We start from the raw sequence: 22,801 nt of genomic DNA on the forward strand, positions 1-22,801 counted from the left end.
GTGATGGTGTCTATTTTGAGCGCCTGATTCTCAGTAGCCGGCTGGATCAATGAGATCCCGCCGTAGGTGCCAACCCAGATGTTGTTGCTCGGTCCAAGTGCAATCGATAAACTTGCCGGATGTGCAATGCCATCTTTCACGCCGTACCGTATTACCTGGTCATCTTTCAGTTGCACTACGCCATCCAGCGTGGCAAACCACAGGTTTCCTTCCGTATCTCTCAGCATCGCATTGGGCCGAGACCCCAGCTTTTCTTTCGCGATAAACTGTGTTTCACTGCCGTCAAAGAAAAGGACACCATCCTCTGACAAGAACCAGAGTCCGTCGTCTTCCTCGTATATAGATCGAACCTTGGTATCCATCGCCTTCAGCGGTGGCGGTGTACTGAATTTGCCATCATCGTAAACCTGGATTCCACTTGCTGTACCGATCCACAAGGTGCCGGCTTTGTCTTCATGCACAACCCTGACTTCATCCGCGAGGAGCCCATCCGCTACATCAAATGCTTTAACTTCACCGTCACGATATCGGGCAAGACCGTTTAGCGTACCAATCCAAATTGCGCCATCCCTGGTTTGCGTGAAATTCCAAACAACATCATCCGGCAGCCCATCTTGAACATTCAGATGGACAAAAGGGGAGGGGCTTTGTTTAAATACCCCATTGCCAGAAGTACCAACCCAGAGGTTACCTTCGTTGTCTCCGCCGAGGCTCCATATCGGTATGTCGTCAAAAGCGAGTGAACTTAATGGCGCTAAATCCCCATCGGCAAATTTTGCAAGGCCTTCCTGCGTGCCGATCAGTAATGTGTCATCTTCGTCAAATAACAGGCTATGGACAAGCAGGTCAGGCAATCCATCTTCCATGGTGAAGTGCTTATAAGATTCACCATTCTGAACAAACAGTCCTTCATCGGTACCAAACCACAATTGCCCCTGCGCATCGTGCGCGAGGTCTCGTACGAAAACCTGATCAAATCTGGGTAGATGTTGAAATGTGCCGTCAAAGCGACCCACGCCACCTTGCGTCCCAAACCAGAGTACGCCATTTTCATCTTCAACAATATCCCATACACTGGGATGGGGTAACCCATCTTCTCGTCCGTATGTTGTGAATGACTCCCCATCAAACGTTGAAACACCACTTGCAGTGCCGAACCACATGGTACCGTTTTTGTCTTCAATAATGCTTTGCACACGGTTGTCCGCAAGCCCATCTTCGGTAGACATGGCTTTAGTAGCAAATCCATCGTAACACAGCACCCCGTTACCCGTAGCAAACCAGAGCTTCCCGCTTCGGTCTTCGTATATATCGTAGACTACACGGTAGTGTGGCGCATCGGAGATATCGGAGAGAAGTTCGAAGGATGTTCCGTCAAAACGTGCAGCACCGCCGCCGTAGGTAGCAAGCCAGATGTACCCTCGCGCATCTTGCAGAATATCGTACACTTGCGATTGTGGGAGTCCGTCATCCAGGGAGTAATTACTAAAAATCGACCGTTGGCCGGCAGCATCAGGCAGTGCAACAAGGCAAACAAACAGAACAACTGTCAGTACGGCTTTAAATGGCCTGAAATGCAGGAAACGATTTGTAATAGTATAAAAGCTAATCATGCGAAGACGCTCGTGCGGGGAATAGCGTTCTTCATGATATCGCCAATACAATAGTCGGCTAAAGCTTTTTCATACCCAATTAAACGGTATTACCACAACCATTCCTTAAAAAGTGCAGATGGGCCTGTCCATATGATTTGGCTGTGGTTTCCGTAAGAAGAAATAGGTCTGATGACATATGGTTGATGGTAGAATAACCCATTCACTTTTGTAGCCAGCTTGCCATGTTTAACTTTTTGTCCCGAATCTTTCGCGTAAAGCAAAGAGAAGTAGAAGCCAAACTTATGCCCACGCCCCAATGCACTTTTGGCGGCGTAGGTGAAGTTGAAATCGAAACCTGGAGCAATGGCTTTGTCCAGCTCGAGGCCTCACTCAAGCACACCGGATTGCCCGATGGTGCCAATGTTCTCCTTTTTTGTGGCGGACGCCAGATCCTCACACTGCAAATTTCTGGTGGCTATGCCAAGCGCTACTTGAGTGCAGAAAACGGACAAGAAATCCCGGATATGCGCGTCGGCGATCAGGCGGAAATCCGATATCAAAACCAGATTTTATACCGCGGCCAGTTTCGGCCAGACTAATCCATAACTCCTTATCCAATACAAATATGAGCAGTAAACCAGATAGAGATGTAGAAAAGGGATATCCAGTATCAGAGTACGTAGCCAAATTACGCCGGCTGGCTGATGCGCTGGAAAATGGCGAGCAGTTCGAAATCCAGATTGCGGGAGAACGGATTTACGTTCCTGTTCGAGCCGAATACAACATTGAACATGAGCGGTCTGACGAAGAAGAAGAAATCGAATTCCAAATCAAATGGTCACACGGTAGCGACTAGGCGCTGGTCGTTATCGTTTTAACAATCCGCACTGGCTACCTGGCTTACCAGATAGCCAGTTTCGCGAAACAAGGGGAGCAACCAACCATTCCGCACCTCCTCAGTTTATCTCCAACACGCAGCGAAAGAAATTGCGCTTGTCGATGAAATTGAACCTGACTTGTCGGCCGACAGGATCTTGTACCAATCTTACCGTTCAATCCTTGGGATAGAGACGGAGCGCTGGGTGTATGCCTACGCACACGGAATGCATGACGACTTTCATATCATTCGCCGGCGCATCGTCAACAACGGCAATACGGATGCTGATGCGGAGATCGAGCCGCCGCGACCACCAAGGTTGTTTGAAGTTAACGGCGCACCTACCCATATTGCGCTCCGCTGGGAAAACATGTCGGGCTCACCGGATCCTTTAGCCTGGGAAATATACCGTTTAAAAGTAGTCGTTACTTTACGCAAACCTTTAAATCAACACGGGTGGTACGCCCTCCAGGCAAGCGCGTGGCAGACTTCTCCATCGTGCCTAATCCGCTCAATATGGCATCTGATCAATCAGTGCGTTTGTATGTAAACGGCGATCCAACGCAAAGCCAGGTGGATTTTTATGACATCCCAGGCCACTGTAAATCGCCATTTACACGGAGGCTGGTGAATTAGTACAACAAATTGAGCATGTAAACGGAAGTGGACACGCGACATGGGATCTAACAACATCATCTTGGAAAGCCTGGCTTTAAGTGGAAGTCCAGGCTTTTATTTTAAGCGCAATACTTTACAGATTTTGGGGCATTATACCGCCTGTCCTATTTTAATACCCCTGTTCGTCTTACAGGTGACATGCTTGTTTAATCACAAATCAATCTCTCAACATGCAAGAGTTCATGATGTTATTCCGGCACACGCCGCAGCCAGAAAATCCGCCAACACAGGAAGAAATCGAAGCAACCATCAAGCAGTGGCAAGACTGGATTGGTGGTATTGCCGCGCAGGGGAAATTCGCGTCAACCAACCAGCTCAGTTATGAAGGCAAAGTTGTACAGCCCGGGCAGGTAATCACCGATGGCCCATATGCTGAGATCAAAGAGATTATTGGGGGCTATGTCATCGTAAAAGCTACAGATCTCGACGAAGCGGTCCAGCTTGCAGCCGGCTGCCCTGTGCTTGCCATCGGTGGCAACGTTGAGGTGCGCAGCTTCATGCAAATCAACTTGTAATCCAGTCCAATCCAGAACCCATTTCCTGTAAGACGACATGAAAACTATCTTTGATCAAGGTGCCATTGCTGCACTTGCAAACAGAATCAACAACCTCGATTATGCTACGCCGGCCCAGTGGGGGAAAATGGATGTCGGTCAAATGATGCGCCATTGCACTGAAAATGATCGCATGCTCCTGCGCCAGAAATCGTTCAAGCGGTTACTAATTGGCCGGCTCATCGGAAAAGCTGTGCTCCGGTCCAGCATTGCAGATGACACGCCACTAAAGAAGAATAGCCCAACCCATCCAGATTTGAAAATCAAACAATTTGTGGATCCGGCGCAGGAAAAAGCTGTCTGGTTGTCGTTGCTTGCGCAGTATAGCCAGTTGGATACACAAACCTTTGATAATTTTGTTCACCCATTCTTCGGGCGAATGAACAAGGAAGAGGTTGGGATCTTTGCATACAAGCACATAGACCACCACCTGCGACAATTCAGTGCCTGATGGACGAACCAGCGCTCATACCCAATCTTTTCAGAACAGAGTACAGCAACCTGGTTGCTGTACTCTGTAATAGGTATGGCCTGTCAAATATTCAGGTGGCAGAAGACATCGTCAGTGATACTTTTTTAATGGCATCACAAACGTGGGGAAAGCTCGGCATACCAGACAACCAGGCCGGCTGGCTCTACAAGGTCGCAAAAAACAGAACGCTCGATTATTTGCGCCGCGAAAAAGTACGGCTGGAGAAGGTTGCCCCTTTTGTACTAGCGCGAACGGAAACGACAACACAGCCGGCTGAACTCAACCTGAGTAAAACACACATAGAGGATAGCCAGCTGCGTATGCTGTTTGCTGTGAGCCATCCCTCGCTCGAAAAAAAGGCCCAACTTACGCTGGCATTGCGTGTATTGTGTGGGTTTAGTGCGGATGAAATTGCTGCTGCATTGCTGTCGTCGAAAACCAGTGTAAACAAAACACTCTTTCGGTCGAAAAAGCGACTTCAACAACACAGTGCCACGCTGTTTAATCTGGTACCGGAAGACCTTGCGCCTCGCCTCGACACGGTACTCACGACCGTGTATTTGCTCTTCAACGAAGGATACCATGCAACCCGTACAACCCATGTACTCCGAAGGGAGTTATGTTACGAAGCTATGCGCCTTGGCCTGTTGATTCAGGGAAACGTGCACACGGTATGTCCGGAAGTGAATGCATTGCTTGCATTGATGTGTTTTCATGCCTCCAGGCTAGACGCGCGGGCAAATGACACTGGGGCCCCTGTGTTATACTACGAACAAGACCGCAGCTTATGGGAGCCGGCCCTGATCAGCAAAGGGACAGATTTCCTGAACAAGGCAGCTACTGGTGAACAGATAAGCCGGTACCATCTTGAAGCCGCCATTGCATACTGGCATACCGAGCAGGATACGCCAGAGAAGTGGGAGGAAATCCTGCAGTTGTACAACCAGTTGCTACAACTCGAATACGCTCCGATTGCTGCGCTAAACCGTACGTATGCATTGGCCCGGTGTAAAGGCAACCAGGTAGGCCTCGAAGAAGCCATCAAGCTCAATCTTGAAACTTATTCCTTGTATTACTGCTTGTTGGCTGCGCTAGATCAGGACACGGCAAACCAGCATAAACATCTTACGAAGGCGCTATCTCTGGCAACCTCAGCCCATGAAAAGGCGCATATCCAGAAAAAACTTGCTGCAATAGCTTAGTAGCACAAAACGAACAGCTTCAAACCGGCAGCCTCGAACTAGCGGAATAAGGCGTGTACACGAGAGGAGACGGGGACTTGCCAGTAAATTCTGCTGCTTACACGGGTTGGTTGTCGTTCGGCGCCAAGCGCATGGAGTGTAGCCGAAATGTCAACAGCCCGCGGATCTGCAAGATGCGAGGGGATGGTGTGCAGGGTAGGGGGGGCGTATGCATTCCATGTTTCTACAAAGGCTTCAATGGTTTTCTCCTTGTAGCGATACGTGCTCATAAAATTGCGCATCAGCGCCGGCAGGCTTTTCTCGCCGTTCGACTCGTGCCGCAGGTTCATGTCGAGATAAAAAGCCAGGGCAGCACCACCGGTGTATACAAAGTGGAGTGCATCATCGTCTTTAAAAAACACGCGGCATGCACTTGTAAGTGTGTATTTGCCCTTCGCATTTCGCTCAGCCGCCGACTCGGAAATGGCCTGCATTGTATTGACAAAATCAGGTATATCGCGCAGGCCGGCCCGATACAAGTTTAACATCGCAAAATATTCGGTAAACCCTTCTCGAATCCAACACGTATCCTGGCCCCATTCTCTGACATGCAAGTAATTGGTGGCCTCTTTGACTTCCCTACGATCCCAGGTGTGCATAATTTCATGCGCGAGTAACCGCAGGAAACCGTCCCGGTAGTCTTTCCAGATTCTGTCGAAACTCATACCTCGTTTGAAGTTGAATTCGATAGAGTTGGCCTCTGTGCTTGCCCGAAATCTGTTTTGGTTGTTGGAGTCGCGTAAGATGAGCGTAATGCCTTCTTTGCTGGAATCTTCACCAAAGAACGCAAGGCCGGCTTCTACCACTTTTTGTATAGATGCAGCAGCATCTGGATAGTTGTTGATGTCACCATCACCCAACCAAACGGTATTCAAATCCAGGTCGCCAATGCGTTGCCTAAACATCGACCCCTTTTTGTAGGCCACATAATAATTGTTGACAAGTGCATAGTGGGAGGGAATCTGCATGGAGTCCACGTTGGCTGTCCATGGCGTAACGGCCTGCCATCCGTCAGGCAACTTCCACTGCATCTCAACGGGCGTGGCGATATTGCCGATGAGCGGTACCATGAAGCTCAAACTGCCATTAATGAACGCAGTGTCTTCATCCATCTGCGTAGTGGCGCCACCCCAGGCTTCTCCCTGGTACTTCATGGCTTGTTGCAGGTTGATGTGATAGGTAAAGTTGACCTCTGGGCCATCCGTGCTGATTAGCCATTCTCCCAGGTCTGTAACTTCAGCCTCCAGCTTCCCTGCCGCATCACTAAAGGCCACGTATTTAACAAAGTGCGCCGGTGGAAAACCTTGTGTGCGAGGCAAGCCAAAATAGTAACTGCCCTTGCGCAGGTTACTGACCGTTCCTGAAATCCGAATCCGACTCATTTCAGGCTCAACGGCTACCTCATAACTTAACGCACGCGGCGGCTGGTTCATGCCCGAATCCTTGCATCCCGAAAAACAAAGGATGACAATAAACAGGAGCAAAAAACAGCGCATCATGTGTCTAAACGTAACAGTGTCTGAAAAAAATTGTTGATGAAAGCAGATCCGCAGCCTTCACCCGCGGGTTCAAAGAATAATGTGTGTATGACTGGCGTTGGATGCAACGTTCCTATAAATCCTGCCGTACGCGTGTTGCACGAGCTAAACGCTCCGTTGTTCTTGTTACGGAGTTTACGTAACATACCGCAATGGTTTTGTACCCATTCATAGCAGCGGGTCGACGGAACGTAAATTTGGTGAGGACTGATTACTATTCTCAATGATCGAGATCTCAAAAAAATCAACAACGCATCTGCACATCGACTGTTCAAGTGAATTTGAGCATCTCGATCGTATTGTTGATGAAACGGAAGCTTTTCTGGGTGGACTGATCACTGATCCTGAATTTGCTTACAAAATTGTGCTCCTCGTTTCGGAAGCAGCTACGAATGCTATTGAACACGGCAATGCACTGGATGTCTCCAAACAGGTAAAACTCGACGTAAAAGTTATCCCTTCGAAGGTGACCATTACAGTTGAAGATGAAGGGGAAGGGTTTGAACGAACAGCTGTACAAAACCCTACTGCCGATGAAAACCTGTTAATTGATGGTGGACGTGGGCTCTTCTTTATCGAAGAAATGGCAGACGACGTTTCTTATGAATTGAATGGCCGGCGGGTTAACATTGTGTTTAACAGGTAGAGGTCTTTTGCCCCTAATTATGTAGGCTGCCTGGCCGGCTAGTTTCAACTTTGGATGCAAGACGCGTGGGAAATCAGTCCAAATTAAAGCAGTCGCAATCACTACTGCCAACAATCTGCCTTGTCGGTCTGTACGTTGCGCTGGTTGTATACCTTTCTTTCCTCGCACCCGACCGGGCCATGTGGCCGCGCCTCTTTGCGCTATCGCTTGTTGCAACGGGCATCGTCGTTGTACTATATCGCTGGGGCCGGCTCTCCACAGCTGTCATCCTTGCCGTAGGTATTGGCCTGCGTCTCTTTTTCCTCCCGCTTGAACCTACCTTAACGGATGACGCCTATCGGTATATATGGGATGGCGCAGTCTGTGCATCCGGTGAAAACCCTTATGCGCACAAACCCTCGGATGCACGGCTGGTTGATTTCCAGGATGATGACATCTATGCGTTGCTCAACTCGAAAGATTACCATACGGTCTATCCGCCAGCATCCCAACTCTACTTTTGGATCAGTGGCTATTTTTATAGCGATGACTGGAAGCCGGCCTATTACACAATAAAAATTGCGTTGGTAGCCAGCGAGATCATTGCATTGTTGTTGTTGGCCCAGTTGGTCCCGCCCCTGTTATTATTGCTTTATGCCTGGCACCCTTTGGTGTTAATAGAAACCGCTGGTCAGGCGCACACCGAATCGGGAATGCTGCTTTTCCTTGTCCTGTGTCTCTGGTTTGCCAAACGGCAACAAGGCAGCCTGGCTTCCATAGCGCTTGCTTTTGCTGGCATGATTAAGCTGTATCCGTTTGTGCTTTTCCCGTTTCTGTGGCGCAGGTTCAAATGGCGAGGCCTCGTGCCGGGCGGTCTCACAGCGCTTGCGCTCCTGATACCCTTTTATCATCCGGACTTCTTCGCCAATATCAAATCTTCGCTCGACCTCTACGTGCAGTATTTCGAGTTTAACGCCGGCGTGTACTACGCCATCAAACAGGTATTCCTCTGGTGGACAGGTGATGACTGGAGTAAAACTCTCGGGCCTTTTTACGCATGGTATTTCTGCTCGGCCTCCCTGTGATTTATGCGTTAGACTATTTCCAGAAATGGGACCTTGCCAAAGCGTTCCTGGTTGTGCTCAGCTTTTTCCTGCTTGCGTCGACAACCATTCATCCCTGGTATTTCCTCGGTATTCTGTTACTGATCCCCAATTTAAAACAGGTGCCCTGGCACTGGTTTTGGATTGCATCATTTTCCATAGGCACCTATCTGCTTTATGTGGATGGCCCGTATTGGCAAGTGGTCATTATTGGATGGACGGGCTGGTTGCTTCTGGCAGCGTTCTTTCACAAATCCAAACCGCGCACATGGCTTCGGAAAGTACAGTGGTTGCGCTCCAAAGCAAAAGTAAACCATATCACGCGTCTGCTTTCTCCTGATGCTTGTGGATTGAAGGTGCTTGATCTCGGTGCCGGCGAAGGTTTTGTAGGCGCCCATATCGCAACCGACTGGCAGGCTGATGTGAAGCTGGCCGACGTCTGTGACATGAACGAAACAACGTTACCGCACACCCTCTACGATGGCCAAACGTTACCGTTTAAGGACAAGGCCTTTGATGTAACGGTGTTATACTTCGTTTTGCACCATTGCGAAGCTCCTGAACAGGTATTGCGGGAAGCGATACGGGTAACAGACCGACATCTGGTAATCGTTGAATCCGTTTACGAAGCTAAATGGGATTTGAAACTGCTCACTTTTCTCGATGTACTGGCTAACCGGCTGCGCTCGGGCGGGCTCATGAACAGCCAGGAAGAACATCTTTCTTTCAAAAAAGCACCGGTATGGGAAGCATTGATTACATCGCTTGGCGGCCGCGTGGTGAACCAGCATAGAAAGGGGAAGTGGCTGCATAAGCAGCACACCTTTATTGTTGATGTCAGTGAAGAGGGAGGAGTGAAGAGTAAGGAGTGAAGAGTAAGGAGTGAAGAGTTGGGGAGTTGACAAGAGAGGAGGATGTCTTTGCTTGATCCATCTGCTGTGGAATGCAGATTTCTTGTAACAATTTGACCCTGTAACGTCATCAATCAGGCATCAGGTTGGGCAGCCAGGGCGCCCAGAATCTCGTTAATGACCTGATCGTCTGATTTGTGGCGGTCAATCCAGATGTACTCCGGGAAGCGACGAAACCAGGTGAGTTGCCGTTTTGCGTATCGGCGTGTATTGCGCTTCAGCAGGCGCACCATCTCATCAAAACCGTACATGCCTTGCAAGTGCTCTACAACTTCGCGATAGCCGATGGTTTTTAACACGGGCATTGCCATATCCAGCCCCATTCCCATCAAATCACCAACTTCGTCAACCAGGCCGGCATCCAACATCATGTCGATACGGTTTTCGATGCGTTCATACAGCACCTCACGTGGCCGAGTAAGCACAATTGTTTTGAAAAGATACCGTGCCGGTGGTGTTTGTGCGTGGTAGAACGACAGCGTATTGCCCGTGCCGTGAAAGACCTCAAGCGCACGGACAAGCCGTTGTGTCTTGGTTGCATCCATCGTAGCAGCAGCATCAGGGTCAGCAGACAACAGCTCATTGTAGAGTGCTTCGTTACCTTCCTTCTCAAGTCTGGTTACCAGGTGTTGTCGAACCGATGGATCAATATCGGGAATATCAGCAATGCCTTTTTGCAAAGCTTGCAGGTATAGCGTGGAGCCACCCACAAGCAGAGGCACTTTGCCACGGTTGTGCACTTCTTGAATGCGCTGTTCGGCCATCGATGCAAACTGACCGGAAGAAATGGGGTCGGCAATAGACCGCTCGCTGATGAAGTGGTGGGGGGCACGGGCGAGTTCATTGGTGTCAGGCTTTGCTGTACCAATATTGAGCTCTTTGTAGATTTGCCGGCTGTCTATAGAAAGAATTTCGGCCTTGAGCAGGTCGGCAAGGGGTAGACTAAGGGAAGTTTTGCCAACGCCGGTGGGGCCTGTCAATGTGAGAATTGGTGGGGCAGGGGGGGCACCACGTTCCTGATTGTCCATCCTATGATGCTACCCTGAATATTATACGTCGAGGGAAGAATCGATTTCTTTTCGCCAGGCAAGCATACCGCCCTGCAGGTTGGTTGCACCGGGATATCCGTTGGCCTGCAAGAACTGTACAGCCTGTCCGGATCGTCCGCCTGAGCGACAGTAAACGACGAACTTCTCGTCTTTATGCGCGGCAAGTTCGTCTATGCGAACCGGCAATTCATTCAAGGTAATCAACGTACCACCAATGTTGCCTGTCTGGTGTTCATTCACTTGTCGTACATCCAGTAGGAAGGGCGTATCGCCGGAATCCATCATTTTTTTCAAGTCCTGAACCGTGATCTCGTCGGCGCCGGCGCGATTTAGCATAATGCTTGCTTACCTGTAGTTATGGTTTGGGCGGGTTTACAAACTCAAAACCAAAAACTAAACAGGATGATCCTTTTTCGGGTATCCAAGTTTACTATATTACAGGATCTTCAAGCATTAGACTGAATTATGGATATCGACCAGACCGCATTGCTAATCCTGCTGCTCAAAAATCAGGCTATGCTTGAAACCATTTACGAGACACAGTCTCAAATTATTGCTCGTCTTGATGACAGGGATCCAGAAGATGTCTATAATGAGATGATTGAGAAGCATGAGCACATCGAAAAAGAGCTCCTCAAACTTTACAGGGAAGTGTTGCCGGTAGATTTTTCGCCGGCTGTAATAAAGGGCGAAGCCTGATCGCTGTTAGACTTGACAAACAGGTCACAATTCTGTTTCAATTTCAGCGTATTTGTAAAAATGCATCTCCATCACGCGATGCACATGTCGATCGGTATAGTATTTGCCAAATCCTGACGTACGCTCGCTGACGGGCAACACACATCCACATTCGAATTGCGCCTTGAAAGCTGCTGTATAGCAAGCTCCTGAGCAGAACCACTTCACGTGACTTGCGCAATTTGGCAAAGCGATTGTTGCTCATCCAACAAATGTGAAGCTCGTCCAGCGACAACGACTGGTTATGCAGCAGACTTCTCCAGAAACTGCGCCATTAAACAGGCCTGAATAATCCAAATTCAGATATACATTTCAACAGGCCTTTATTAATCTATTTGCAACCTAATGGTTTGCTAAATATGGCAGCAGGCATCGAGGTGTTACGCACATCCAGCCGATACATAAGAAGGAATGCAACGCGTACGAATCAACTATCTGTAACAGATTGATCGAGAGCAGAATGGCAGTGGGGAATTTTCTAAAGATCTGTTAGCGTACGCCGATCTCAGAATTAGCACCACCTTCTACCTATTTGAAACGATTGCCGAAAACATGAGGAAGGATCAATGGATTGGGTTTTTCAATTATTAAGCGTTGTAATCGCCTTTGGGCCAGTTATGGTCGGGCTATTATTATGGCATTTCGTATGGAATAAGGATTCAGGTTCTTCATCAAATCCTCCGCCACCGCCACCCGGTGGTCCAGAACGGCGTCCTGTACCGCCAACACCAAGATTTAGTGGAGACCGTCATCCGGTCGTACGTAAGCAAAACACCACAGTGTACTCACGCAAAAGACTGCACCTGAACTAACCTGCAGCGTCTTTCAACATTCGCATACGCTAACGTTCAACAAGCTGTATTTGGCATAGTTGGATTTAAATAGCTGCATGCTACAAAGCTACTGGCAGCAATTAAGCGCCCACAGTATATCACCCTGTGGGTTGCTGAACGTTAACGCCAGGTTTCTGCTTGCCAAACTCAAACTCTTTCGGAGGCTCAATGCCATGCAAGTGTTTGACAAAGTAATCCCATCGTTTACGCATCCAGTATGTCCGCGCGCGACCGAAGCCGTGGCCCGCATTCGGAATCATCAACAAGTCAAAATCTTTGTTCGCCTTAATCAGAGCATCTACCATCAGCATGGTGTTTGAATGCGGGACGTTGGTGTCCATGGTGCCATGTGCAAGGAGCAGTTTGCCTTTCAGGTTTTCGGCTAGCAGATGATTCGATTGGTTGTCGTAGTTTGTGCTGCCGTCTTCATTCTCTTCGAGCAGGCCCTGCCATTTTTCGCCCCAATCGTCTTCATAGTTGCGGTTGTCGTGGTTGCCGGCGCCTGAGACAGCTACTTTGTAAAAGTCTGGGTACTGCAGAATTGCACGCGTAGAAGCAAAGCCGCCACCAGAGTGGCCCCAAATCCCAACTTTGTCCAGGTTCATCCAGCTATGCCGCGACGCCAGTTCTTTGATCGCTGCAATCTGGTCTGGTATACCGTTGTCACCCATGTTGCCATAGTAAGCATCATGGAATGATTTTGAGCGCCCGGGTGTCCCCATTGCATCAACTTCAACAACGATAAACCCGAGCTCTGCAACTGCTTGCTTGTCGCTGCGCGACGCCCTGAAGCTCCGGCTCCCAACACTGCCAGACTGCGGACCAGGGTACAAATAGTTTAGCACGGGGTAGGACTTATTGGGGTCAAAGTTACTGGGCTTGTACATCAGCCCATAGATGTCTGTCTCTCCGTCGCGGCCTTTGACTTTGATTGATTCTGGAGGGGTCCACTCAGAGGCCATCAGACTGGTCAGGTCTGCCCTGGCGAGCTCAACCTTTACTTTTCCTGTCAGGTCACGGACAACAGTAACCGGCGCAGTTGATGGTGTGGAATATCGGTCAACAAAGAAGTTGCCAGAAGGGGAGAGGCTCACATCATGATTAGCGGCTTCCGGTGTGAGGTGCATCAGTCCCGATCCATCAAAGTTGATGCTATAGAAGTGCTGGTAGTACGGGCTACCAGGCTCTCGGCCGCCGGCGGTGAAGTAGATTTTACGGGCGTCCTGATCAATGCGGCGCACCTGCTGGACAGCCCACGCTCCCTGTGTGATTCTGTTTTTCAGTTCACCCGTTTTCAGGTCGTAAAGATAAAGATGGCCCCAGTTGTCGCGTTCAGAAAACCAGATCACCTCATCGGTATCAAACAGCACTTCCCAGTTCTCTTTGCGGACACCAGACTCGTAATACGTCTCCGTAACCTCTTCGAGAATCTCAGTGACTTCACCCGTAGCAGCATCAGCCACGCGAAGGGTTGCAATTTTATGATCACGTGAACTGGAGATAAACGCGATTTGTGATCCGTCCTCACGCCAGCGTACATCCAGAAACGTACCGCCGCGGCCGGCGATGTGATCAGTGGTTGTACTGCGGTGCTGATCAGCCGGCATTTTCAACCGCACCGTTTCGCCAGATTCCACATCCAGGATCACACGACTGATCCGGAAAATGACGCTATCTCCGGGTAAAGGATATTTCCACGAAGAAAGCTCAGGGCGCCCGACGTTGGTTGTAACGAGATGCATGTTGCCAACACCCCGGCCATCGTGCTGAAAGGTAGCAATTTTCTTTGAGTCGGGAGACCATAGCAATACCGGAGAGTCCCGTTTTACCCAGCCGGCGTTGTTCGTTGCATAGCCGTATTCATCAGTGCCATCAAAGGTTAGTTGTTTTTTCTCGTCCGTAAGCTTGTTGAGAGTCCAAAGCTCATGGGTGTCGATATAAGCTTCCCACTTGCCATCGGGAGACGTTGCAGCAGAGAAAAATCGTGGTGGCATCTCAACTTCACCCCGTTCACAGGCATAAGCTTGCAAGTTACAAACGATGCCACCTTTGCCACGCATAACAAATCCAAGCGAATTAGCTGATTCATCCAGTACAAAACGAGAAAACGGGAGTGCATTAGCAGCAAACGTGGTGTCTAGCAAAGAACCAATTGCATTGGCAAGTTGCCCGTGGTCGAAGAGCAATTGTTTTTCGCCATTGCCTGGCATGGCCTTTACAAATTCATATCCCGTTTCGCGCTCGTCGCGAAACCACAGGGCATCGTTTTCCAGCCAGGTAACGCTTATATAGTCGTTAAAAACCAGGGAACTGGTGAATTGTCCGAGCGCGCGTTCAGCGCGTTCATAGTCAGACTCGGTGACAACAAAAGACTGTGCGTTGGCTGAGACCAGGCAGAACGAAAAGAAGAAAAGCAATAGCAGGCAAAAGCGGGGCATGCGCTGTGTTGGATAATGAATGATGGATCGGTTTCTGCAAGATATTGCATGGGCAGGTATTCTATTTGTAAAAAACCAACCATTAAACATTTTCTCCCGTAGACCTAACGGAATTGCACAATTGCTTTTGGGTTACGCGCTATTTATCCTGAAAACGCGGCCAGCAATTTTACTTAACACATCAATTCCCTATGCGCCGCCTAATCGCCGTCATAACCATTTTCACGATCGCTGGCTTTGTTCAGCACTGTGCAGCACTTCAAGCTGATCCTTCAATCACTTTACAAGAACGCGTTGACGCACACCTGGAAACGGTTGAGGCCGACTTGATAGCTTTCCGCAGGGATTTGCATCGACACCCTGAGTTATCCGGGCAGGAAAAACGGACGGCCGGGGCCGTGGCTAAACACCTGAAAGCACTCGGACTCGAAGTGCGCGAGCGCGTAGGCGGCTACGGGGTTGTCGCGTTGCTAAAAGGCGCGAAGCCTGGTCCCATCGTGGCGTTTCGCGCAGACATGGATGCTGTTCGATCCAATCAGCCCGATCCTGTTTCATTTGCGTCTGAAAAACCTGGTATACGCCATATTTGTGGGCACGACATCCACACAACTGTTGGTGTTGCTTTAGCTGAAGGATTACATGCAGTTCAGGATGACCTGCAGGGCTCGGTGCTTTTTATATTCCAACCAGCAGAAGAAAGTGTTCAGGGGGCGCGAGCAATGATAGATGATGGCGCACTGGAAAACCCACGTCCGGATGCAATATTTGCCTATCACACGGCCCCGATTGAAGCGGGAAAACTTGGTAGCAAAGCAGGCATAATGATGGCCGCCAGAGACCGGTTTACCATTGTACTTAAAGGTGAAAGCCTTGAAGGAGTTGTAAACACGCTCAAAGCAGATCTTAACAACCTGACTACCCTCGAACCCGGGCAAACATCAGCAACTGGCGACTTTGCCCAAGTTTTTGTGTTCAACGCGCTCAGTATGACTGGTGAAAATGCATGGCAAATAAACGGTGGCATTACCCTCGCGGGCACAGCCATGCGCGACCAGATGCAGCACCGCATTGCAGCTTTGCTGGCCACCTTAAAAGAACAAGGTGTTGCTTCAACGTTTGAGTACGCGGAAACCAATGCCGCCGGCGTGACCAACGATCCGGCTCTCGAAAAGGCATCACACGCACCTATACAGTCGGTACTGGGAGAAGGTGCCATACAGACACTGAACAGCGTTCCAACCCCGTTTTCGGAAGATTTTGGCCTATTTCAGAAGCACGTACCCGGTGTGATGTACTTCCTGGGTGTGGCGAATAGCCAAAAGGGCTGGGTAGGCATGCCGCATACACCAGATTTTGTGGCTGATGAGGCCGCCATATTTCATGGTGCCAGGGCTATGGCAGCTGTCTTTATCAAATTAATGGAAGATAAACGCTAAGCACTTGGCTTTTCATCCCAGATAAAAGCGTCTATTCTCGGATGTGTGTATCTTGCAAGACACGAATAGATCTCCGCTGTACCATTTGCATTCCATTTTCGTCCATGCGAAAACACCTGGGCTTGCTGTTAATTCTTACACTTTCATTTAGTGTAGACACACTGTCGCAATCTGTTAATCCCGATGATCAGTACTGGAACGACAGGTTTACCTTCGGCGGGCCGAACAGCTATGTAACGCATATGGCCTTCGATGAAGCTGGACATCTTACCGTTGCAGGGTACTTCAGATCAGCAGGCAGTCAAATAGCACGAAACGTTGCGCGTTGGGATGGAGCAAGGTGGCATGCTGTTGGTGACGGCCTAACCTCCCAGGCCGCTATCAATAACCTGCTTGTGGATAACAATGGCTCTTTGTCTCTCGTTGGTTGGGATCTCACAGAAATGAATATAGGTCGCGGCAACGATATTCTGGCATTTCTGGAAGGAGGCGTATGGACTTCAAAAGAGACGCCGAGTGGATGGTATGGTGTGGCAAGGACCTCCACGGTGGATGAAGAAGGGACTTATTATGTTGCTGGCGATATTCATATCTCTTCAGATATCAGCAGCCGACGCATTTTAATGTATGATGGGACTACGTGGTCTGCGTTGGCCGGGGATATGGATGGTGACACAAGATCGATTATAATTGACGATGACGGCAATCTGTACGCGACCGGTAGGTTTGAGTCCGTTGACGGAATGCAAGTCAACAACATTGCCATGTGGGACGGTAGTTCATGGATGCAACTCGGCGATGGCCTGGCATCAGGATCTATACATACAATGGCAGTGGATACAGCCGGCAATCTGTACGCTGGAGGTGAATTCACGATAGCTGGGTTAGCGTCCTCACCAAATATTGCAATGTGGGACGGACGTAGATGGAATCCCGTTGGCGATGGCTTTGACGGATCAGTATGGGCGCTAAGCGTAGACGCTAATGGTATCTTGTACGTGGGCGGTGGAGGCGTCGACGGAAATGGTAATTCGTTTGGGGAAATAAGGAGTTGGGATGGCGTGTCGTGGTCTTCTGTTGGCGAACTGCTTGATGCGGTCGTAATCACGTTGGCAGTGAGTCAGCATGGTACTGTGTACGCAGGAGGCGTCAATTTACTTTCGGGGGAAATGGCCAGCAACGTTGTGGCTTGGAATGGTAGCGATTGGGACGTTGTTGCTGAAACACCGGGGTATGGTCTCAATCAGGGTACAACAGCCGTTGTCGCAGATGCCAGTTGCGACGTATATGTCGCAGGACCATTTAGTCTAGCGGGCGGCGTTTCAGTGGACAAAGTGGCCAGATGGGACAATGAGCAGTGGCATCCCATAGGTAGTGCAATCGATGGGCGCATAAGCGTTCTGGCGCTAAGTGCAGGTGGCAGTTTGTACGCAGCAGGCGATTTTGCAAAGATAGGCGATCTTTTAGCCAATAGTGTTGCCATGTGGAACGGCATACAGTGGTTACCCGTGGGCACAGGCCTTAAAAGCGGTGAGTACCCGGGGCGCGTACATGCCTTGGTTGTTGCTGAAGACGGTGTGTTGTATGCAGGTGGTGAATTCAGCATGGCCGGTGACACACCTGTTAATAACATTGCAAAGTGGAATGGCACGGCGTGGGAGGCTCTTGGGAACGGGCTTACCGGTGGTGAACATTTTACCAGTGTTCGGGCGCTGGACATTGACAGCAACGGTAATTTGTATGTTGGAGGTGAATTTGAAATTGCAGGGATTGTGTCTGCCAAAAATATTGCAATGTGGGATGGGAAAGCCTGGTCACGGCTGGGTTCAGGTCTCGATGATCGCGATACGCAAGGTAGTGTTCGCGCGCTTGCCATTGATGAGAACGATAAACTCTATGCTGGCGGCTCATTTTCCATTGCTGGAAACGTGCAGGCACCAGCTATTGCCAGTTGGGACGGTTTCACATGGAGGAACATAGGCATCGGATTTAATACGGTTGTGACATCTCTAGCAGTAGAAGATGGCGGCTATCTGTACATTGGTGGCCAATTCAGTGCGTTTGGATCAGGGGGTGATATACCGGTAAACCATGTTGCGCGCTGGGATGGTGTGACCCTTTCTCACATGGGTTCCGGAGTCGATAATGATGTGATCGATATGGCGCTGGATGGACGTGGTAACTTGTATATGGCCGGCTTTATTAATGCAGCGGGCAATAAAGTCTCTGTCGGTATTGCCCAATGGGAGATAAGACAAAATGATAGTTCAGGCTGTGCTGAGCGGTCAGAACAGCCAGCGGTGTCCAGTGCAATCACTTCCTTTTTCCCAAATCCGTTTACCGATCAATTAGCATTGGAAATAATTGTAACAGAGCCGCAGCATCTCGTTGTAGAGGTGTATGATGCCACGGGGCGATTTGTCGAGCAGCTCTATGATGGCCCAGTACAGGCGTACCAGTCTCAACGACTCAGATTCAATGGAACCGAGCGCGCGAACGGTACCTATTTTATTCGGCTTACAAGCGATGTACTGAGCGAGGTGCGCGCAGTTACGTTGCTGCGTTAGCAAAAAGAGGGGAGAGGCTGCCTATGACCAAGCTATTCGACCAATCGCACATTTATTTGACGTCACCATCAGCGGGCTGCAGGCGTACAGGAATAGTGCAGATCTATATCCGTTCGGTATTTACCTATGATTGATTGGTGCGCGGAATCGCCACAGTAAAGGAGCTTAATTTTAATGCACTTCCCCAATAACGGCATATCGGATATTTTAAGAAATCCTGGCAGGGCGCTTATTATCCATCAGATCCGTGGCAATAGCTCGCGCCGGCAATCCACTCACCATTTTCCGATTGATCACAATCACCACGCGTGACACCAAGGCCTCTTGGAAGCTGCGACACAAACTCATGCGCCCGATCCTCACTCGGGTCACCGAAGTCGATTTTGTCTTCAGGACCAAACCATGAACAGCCCACAAAGGCTAGAGAGAAGAATGCGGCAAACTCAGCGCGCAATACAAAAAGCAGTAAACAAAGCAGGTTTAATGTCTTAAGCCAAAACAGCCACAAAACTGGCTCATATCCCTGACGTCCGATAAGGGAACATTATGGGACACTAGAACTGTGATGTAGACTTCTTTACGCATATTGCAGCCATTTCGCATAAAATGCCATACGACGCTCGCGCTGCAGATGGGTGGTTATACCAGATAAATCTATTCTAGGCCGCGAGAATCGATTGCAGATTTTAGCGTATCCACCATTTCCCTATTTACTGCCATTTACAGGGGCTGGCACGGGCCTGTGCAAGTTATCATCGAAGCGCAGCCTTCCCAGCCTGGTATAAACCAGTGCAACGAAAACCAAGACACTGCGCACATGGCTAAGGCATAATTGTTAAATACCTTATCTGCGCGTACCGCTGGTGCACATCACGGGCGCCAGGCAATTGCCGCATAATTATACGCTAGAGACTGATCTACATGATTATCCTGGGTTTCATGTGTTTTTCAGAACACACAGGCAACGCAAGAACAGGACTCCACACAATGCCCAGACGCAAACCTGAAAGACCTAACACTACTCTTTACGCTTTGTGGGTGCTTGAGTAGCAGGATTCACTAGCCCTTGCCCAATAACGGCATATTAAATATGTTGAAATACCTGCGTTTAGTACCGCACACGATTTCGTTTATACCGAGCTGCTATGCCGCTTTCTACCGCTACAACCTGGATATTTTCTCAACAAACGGCTCAAACAGGCCAAAAACTGTGCTTGTCGCGTTGGCACAATCCTTGTAAAATGGGTTTTCACAACACCTCCACCCCGTTACCTCACCCCCAATGAGATGACTACACCACCGGGCTCCGAATATGTATTCGACTACTAGCCTGAGTATTTATGCAGACTCCCCCCTACCGTAACCGGCTGTTTTCCTACGGCCTACTTTTTCTGCTATTTTTGAGCCCTGCGATTTTGCAAGGCTGTGATGGGATCATCGATGCTGAATCTACCGATGACAGCATCATTGATCTCGACAAGCCAATTACGCAAAACAAGTTGCGGCACGCCGACATGCTCGACCAGGCAATTTCGTATGCCGGCGCCAGCAAAAGCGGCCAACCCGAACTGAACCTCATTTTCTCTGTTTCCCCAAAGCGCATCCTGGATCGCTACAAAATCCTCGACCGGTACAAAATCCTCGACCGGTACAAAATCCTCGATCGCTACGCTTTCCTGAATGCGTTCCCAGGCTTTGCTATTACCATTGTTGATGATTCAACAGATGGTGATTTCACAGATATCATTAATGCGCTACAAGCTGATCCCGATATCGCCTGGATTGAGCCCGACTTTAACGTTGAAACACCTGCGCAGTCCGCCCACAACACCTACAGTGGCCAGCAAATCCCCTGGAGCGTTGCGGCTGTTGGTGGACAAGACAGTTGGACACGCTCTGGCAATGGCGAAGGCGAAGTTACAGGCGTCGAAGTTTACGTTCTCGATACAGGCGTTGCTGATGCAAATGCACAAAACGCGCGTTCAGACATGAACATTGTCGAAAACATCGATTTCCGCGATCTTAACAACCAGGATGCACGCGACTATGACGGCCATGGCACACACATCGCCGGCATCATTGGTGCAATCGATGACGGCGACGGCCTCGTTGGTATCGCACCCGGAGTTCGTATTCACAACTACAAAGTGCTAAACGACGAAGGTGGCACGGACGTCTCCGTTTCAATCGCTGCAGTCGAGCACATTCTAACGCATAAGCTCAGTAACCCATCCATCCCCATGGTTGTGAACATGAGCCTGGGTGAGAACATTGGCAAAACCGACTATACAGCCCTGGACGATGCGATTCAGGCAGCAATAGACACCGGCGTTGTCTTTGTAATCGCAGCCGGGAATGAAGGCGCACCTGTTGAAAAAGTAACACCAGCACATGTCGATGACGCAATTACTGTGGGCTCATATGACCAGGCGGGTATATTCAGCAGCTTCTCCAACCACGGGCCCCTGATCGATATTCTGGCCCCGGGCGATGACATCGCTTCGCTCTCCGACATGAACAATGACGGTGTGTACGACAACGAAATGGCTTCCATGACGGGTACGTCAATGTCTGCCGGCCACGTGACTGGTGCCGCCGTGCTCTATCTCGCAAAGAACCCGTCAGCTAGCCCGGCAGAAGTGCAAGAAGCGATCTTAAACAACGCCAAAACACACACAACAGCACACCCGTCTAATACTACAAACAAAACCGTATGGGTTGGCCATGCCTTCACGCCGGGTAAGTATAATCTCAAAGCCCAACACAGTGGTCGCTGCGCTGATGTAGAAGCACATTCGTCTAATGATGCAGGCAACATTCAGCAATGGGGCTGCCACAGCGGTAACAACCAAAAATGGTATATCGCAGCAGATGGCAGTGGGTTCTATACCATAACGGCAGAACACAGCGGCAAGCGCATGGATGTAAGCCAGCATTCTTCAAGTGATGGTGCCAACATCTACCAATGGTCTGCCCACAACGGAGACAACCAGAAATGGGAATTCATCAAGCAGGAAAATGGTTCTTTTCTGATCAAATCAAAATCCAGCGGTAAGTGCCTGGACGTACACACAGGCTCTAGTGCAAACGGGACAAATATTGTGCAGTGGTCCTGTACTGGCGATGATAATCAAAGCTGGAAGCTTATCGCGACAAACTAGACTTCCTGCAACAAACTAAAAGTCTGCAAGCAACCAAACCCTGACGTTTATCATAAGCGTCAGGGTTTTATATATCTGTTTGTTTTTATTGCACTTCTAATGTCCGATAAGTATCTTGCGGTAACTAATTTACACCTTGCTTATGTCCGATATAACACCACACTCCCCCACCCATGCCCTGGTATCGCTCCAGGAGACTGCAGCGCGCGCGCAAGCTTACGCAGAGCAGTCGCGTGCAGAGAACACAAAAAAGGCGTACCGGAGCGACTGGAATCACTTTTGCGCCTGGTGCGATGAAAACGGACTCAAGGCTATGCCGGCGACAATTGACACCGTCACGCTGTACATCACAAGCTGTGCAGACCGCTACAAGGTTACAACCCTCGAGCGTCGACTTGCATCGATCAGCCAAGCACACAAAACTGCAGGACTTGAGAGCCCGGCCCTGGTTTCCCGCGAGCCATTACACTCGGTTTGGAGCGGCATTGTGCGATCCAAATCACGTCTAAAGCAAAAAGTGGCCCCCGTCCTGACTGAAGACATCAAGTTGATGATAGATCACTTGCCACGCAATGCGGATGAGCCCGGCAATCCACTCACCCTTTCGAGTTTACGTGACCGGGCCTTGTTGCTGGTTGGTTTTGCCGGCGCCATGCGCCGCAGCGAACTCGCAGGTTTGCACGTTGAAGATTTACAATTCACTCCTGATGGCTTGCGTGTTTTGATTCGCCAGAGCAAGACAGACCAGGAAGGCCGCGGGCAAGTCGTTGGCCTTGTGCATGGCGCAAACCCACTGACCTGCCCGGTCCGCGCTGTTCGCGCCTGGATGCGCGCAGCAGGTATCCACAGCGGTCCCGTTTTCCGGGGCATGTGCACGTTCATTGCCGTTTCAAAAAAGATTTCGACTGCGATCGGATTGGGCATTTCGGTGATGATCGTGCAATCGATTACGGTGCCGGCCAACAATCTGATCCTCAGCTATCTA

General features: G+C 49.7%; 20 protein-coding genes. 14 read left to right on the top strand and 6 right to left on the bottom strand.

Going from position 1 to position 22,801, the window contains the following annotated elements; all coding sequences use genetic code 11:
- A partial coding sequence (locus AAF564_15590; protein MEM8486974.1) for a two-component regulator propeller domain-containing protein occupies window positions 1-1,613 on the bottom strand: 1,613 nt, incomplete at its 3' end.
- A 224-nt stretch (window positions 1,614-1,837) separates the two neighbouring features.
- On the opposite strand from AAF564_15590, the gene AAF564_15595 reads away from it, so the two are divergent.
- The 6 genes from AAF564_15595 (at window position 1,838) to AAF564_15620 (ending at window position 5,378) form a co-directional block, all read left to right on the top strand.
- Window positions 1,838-2,194: a hypothetical protein gene (locus AAF564_15595; GenBank protein MEM8486975.1), complete on the top strand. Its 357-nt coding sequence runs from the start codon at window positions 1,838-1,840 to the stop codon at window positions 2,192-2,194.
- A 26-nt stretch (window positions 2,195-2,220) separates the two neighbouring features.
- Window positions 2,221-2,451, top strand: coding sequence for an amphi-Trp domain-containing protein (locus AAF564_15600; GenBank protein MEM8486976.1), 231 nt, complete (start codon window positions 2,221-2,223; stop codon window positions 2,449-2,451).
- 178 nt (window positions 2,452-2,629) lie between these two features.
- Window positions 2,630-3,022 carry a hypothetical protein gene (locus tag AAF564_15605; GenBank protein MEM8486977.1) on the top strand — a complete coding sequence of 131 codons (393 nt, stop codon included), beginning with the start codon at window positions 2,630-2,632 and terminating at the stop codon, window positions 3,020-3,022.
- A 298-nt stretch (window positions 3,023-3,320) separates the two neighbouring features.
- Window positions 3,321-3,665, top strand: a complete 345-nt coding sequence (locus AAF564_15610) for a YciI family protein (protein MEM8486978.1) — start codon at window positions 3,321-3,323, stop codon at window positions 3,663-3,665.
- Between the two features lie 37 nt (window positions 3,666-3,702).
- Entirely contained in the window at window positions 3,703-4,155 is a 453-nt protein-coding gene (locus tag AAF564_15615) for a DUF1569 domain-containing protein (GenBank protein MEM8486979.1), read from the top strand.
- Window positions 4,155-5,378 (top strand): sigma-70 family RNA polymerase sigma factor, encoded by a 1,224-nt coding sequence (locus tag AAF564_15620; GenBank protein MEM8486980.1) that lies wholly within the window; start codon window positions 4,155-4,157, stop codon window positions 5,376-5,378. Before AAF564_15615 ends, AAF564_15620 begins: the two co-directional genes overlap by 1 nt.
- 38 nt (window positions 5,379-5,416) lie before the next feature.
- On the opposite strand, the gene AAF564_15625 is transcribed toward AAF564_15620, so the two are convergent.
- On the bottom strand, window positions 5,417-6,916 hold the full coding sequence (locus tag AAF564_15625) for a hypothetical protein (GenBank protein MEM8486981.1): 1,500 nt from the start codon (window positions 6,914-6,916) through the stop codon (window positions 5,417-5,419).
- A 262-nt stretch (window positions 6,917-7,178) separates the two neighbouring features.
- Here AAF564_15625 and AAF564_15630 point away from each other — a divergent pair, with 262 nt between their 5' ends.
- The 3 genes from AAF564_15630 to AAF564_15640 all read left to right on the top strand — a co-directional run bounded on the left by AAF564_15630 (window position 7,179) and on the right by AAF564_15640 (window position 9,555).
- Window positions 7,179-7,601 carry an ATP-binding protein gene (locus tag AAF564_15630; protein MEM8486982.1) on the top strand — a complete coding sequence of 141 codons (423 nt, stop codon included), beginning with the start codon at window positions 7,179-7,181 and terminating at the stop codon, window positions 7,599-7,601.
- A gap of 65 nt (window positions 7,602-7,666) precedes the next feature.
- Complete coding sequence (locus tag AAF564_15635) at window positions 7,667-8,665, top strand: glycosyltransferase 87 family protein (protein MEM8486983.1); 999 nt, start codon at window positions 7,667-7,669, stop codon at window positions 8,663-8,665.
- Entirely contained in the window at window positions 8,638-9,555 is a 918-nt protein-coding gene (locus AAF564_15640) for a methyltransferase domain-containing protein (protein ID MEM8486984.1), read from the top strand. Before AAF564_15635 ends, AAF564_15640 begins: the two co-directional genes overlap by 28 nt.
- 113 nt (window positions 9,556-9,668) lie before the next feature.
- Here AAF564_15640 and miaA read toward each other — a convergent pair whose 3' ends face one another.
- Together miaA and AAF564_15650 are read right to left on the bottom strand one after the other, a co-directional pair.
- On the bottom strand, window positions 9,669-10,622 hold the full coding sequence (miaA, locus tag AAF564_15645) for a tRNA (adenosine(37)-N6)-dimethylallyltransferase MiaA (protein ID MEM8486985.1): 954 nt from the start codon (window positions 10,620-10,622) through the stop codon (window positions 9,669-9,671).
- 21 nt (window positions 10,623-10,643) lie between these two features.
- Complete coding sequence (locus AAF564_15650) at window positions 10,644-10,979, bottom strand: rhodanese-like domain-containing protein (GenBank protein MEM8486986.1); 336 nt, start codon at window positions 10,977-10,979, stop codon at window positions 10,644-10,646.
- A 129-nt stretch (window positions 10,980-11,108) separates the two neighbouring features.
- Between AAF564_15650 and AAF564_15655 the strand changes: the two genes are divergently transcribed.
- Complete coding sequence (locus AAF564_15655; protein ID MEM8486987.1) at window positions 11,109-11,342, top strand: hypothetical protein; 234 nt, start codon at window positions 11,109-11,111, stop codon at window positions 11,340-11,342.
- A gap of 970 nt (window positions 11,343-12,312) precedes the next feature.
- Here the strand turns inward: AAF564_15655 and AAF564_15660 are convergent.
- Window positions 12,313-14,652: a DPP IV N-terminal domain-containing protein gene (locus AAF564_15660; protein MEM8486988.1), complete on the bottom strand. Its 2,340-nt coding sequence runs from the start codon at window positions 14,650-14,652 to the stop codon at window positions 12,313-12,315.
- Between the two features lie 191 nt (window positions 14,653-14,843).
- Between AAF564_15660 and AAF564_15665 the strand changes: the two genes are divergently transcribed.
- Together AAF564_15665 and AAF564_15670 are read left to right on the top strand one after the other, a co-directional pair.
- Window positions 14,844-16,088, top strand: coding sequence for an amidohydrolase (locus AAF564_15665; GenBank protein ID MEM8486989.1), 1,245 nt, complete (start codon window positions 14,844-14,846; stop codon window positions 16,086-16,088).
- Window positions 16,089-16,192: 104 nt separating this feature from the next.
- Complete coding sequence (locus AAF564_15670) at window positions 16,193-18,655, top strand: T9SS type A sorting domain-containing protein (protein MEM8486990.1); 2,463 nt, start codon at window positions 16,193-16,195, stop codon at window positions 18,653-18,655.
- Window positions 18,656-18,887: 232 nt separating this feature from the next.
- On the opposite strand, the gene AAF564_15675 is transcribed toward AAF564_15670, so the two are convergent.
- Window positions 18,888-19,109 carry a hypothetical protein gene (locus AAF564_15675; GenBank protein MEM8486991.1) on the bottom strand — a complete coding sequence of 74 codons (222 nt, stop codon included), beginning with the start codon at window positions 19,107-19,109 and terminating at the stop codon, window positions 18,888-18,890.
- A gap of 886 nt (window positions 19,110-19,995) precedes the next feature.
- On the opposite strand from AAF564_15675, the gene AAF564_15680 reads away from it, so the two are divergent.
- Window positions 19,996-21,816 (top strand): S8 family serine peptidase, encoded by a 1,821-nt coding sequence (locus AAF564_15680; GenBank protein MEM8486992.1) that lies wholly within the window; start codon window positions 19,996-19,998, stop codon window positions 21,814-21,816.
- A gap of 142 nt (window positions 21,817-21,958) precedes the next feature.
- A partial coding sequence (locus AAF564_15685; GenBank protein MEM8486993.1) for an Rnf-Nqr domain containing protein occupies window positions 21,959-22,801 on the top strand: 843 nt, incomplete at its 3' end.

This window comes from Bacteroidota bacterium (assembly GCA_039111535.1).
Lineage (GTDB): Bacteria > Bacteroidota > Rhodothermia > Rhodothermales > JAHQVL01 > JBCCIM01.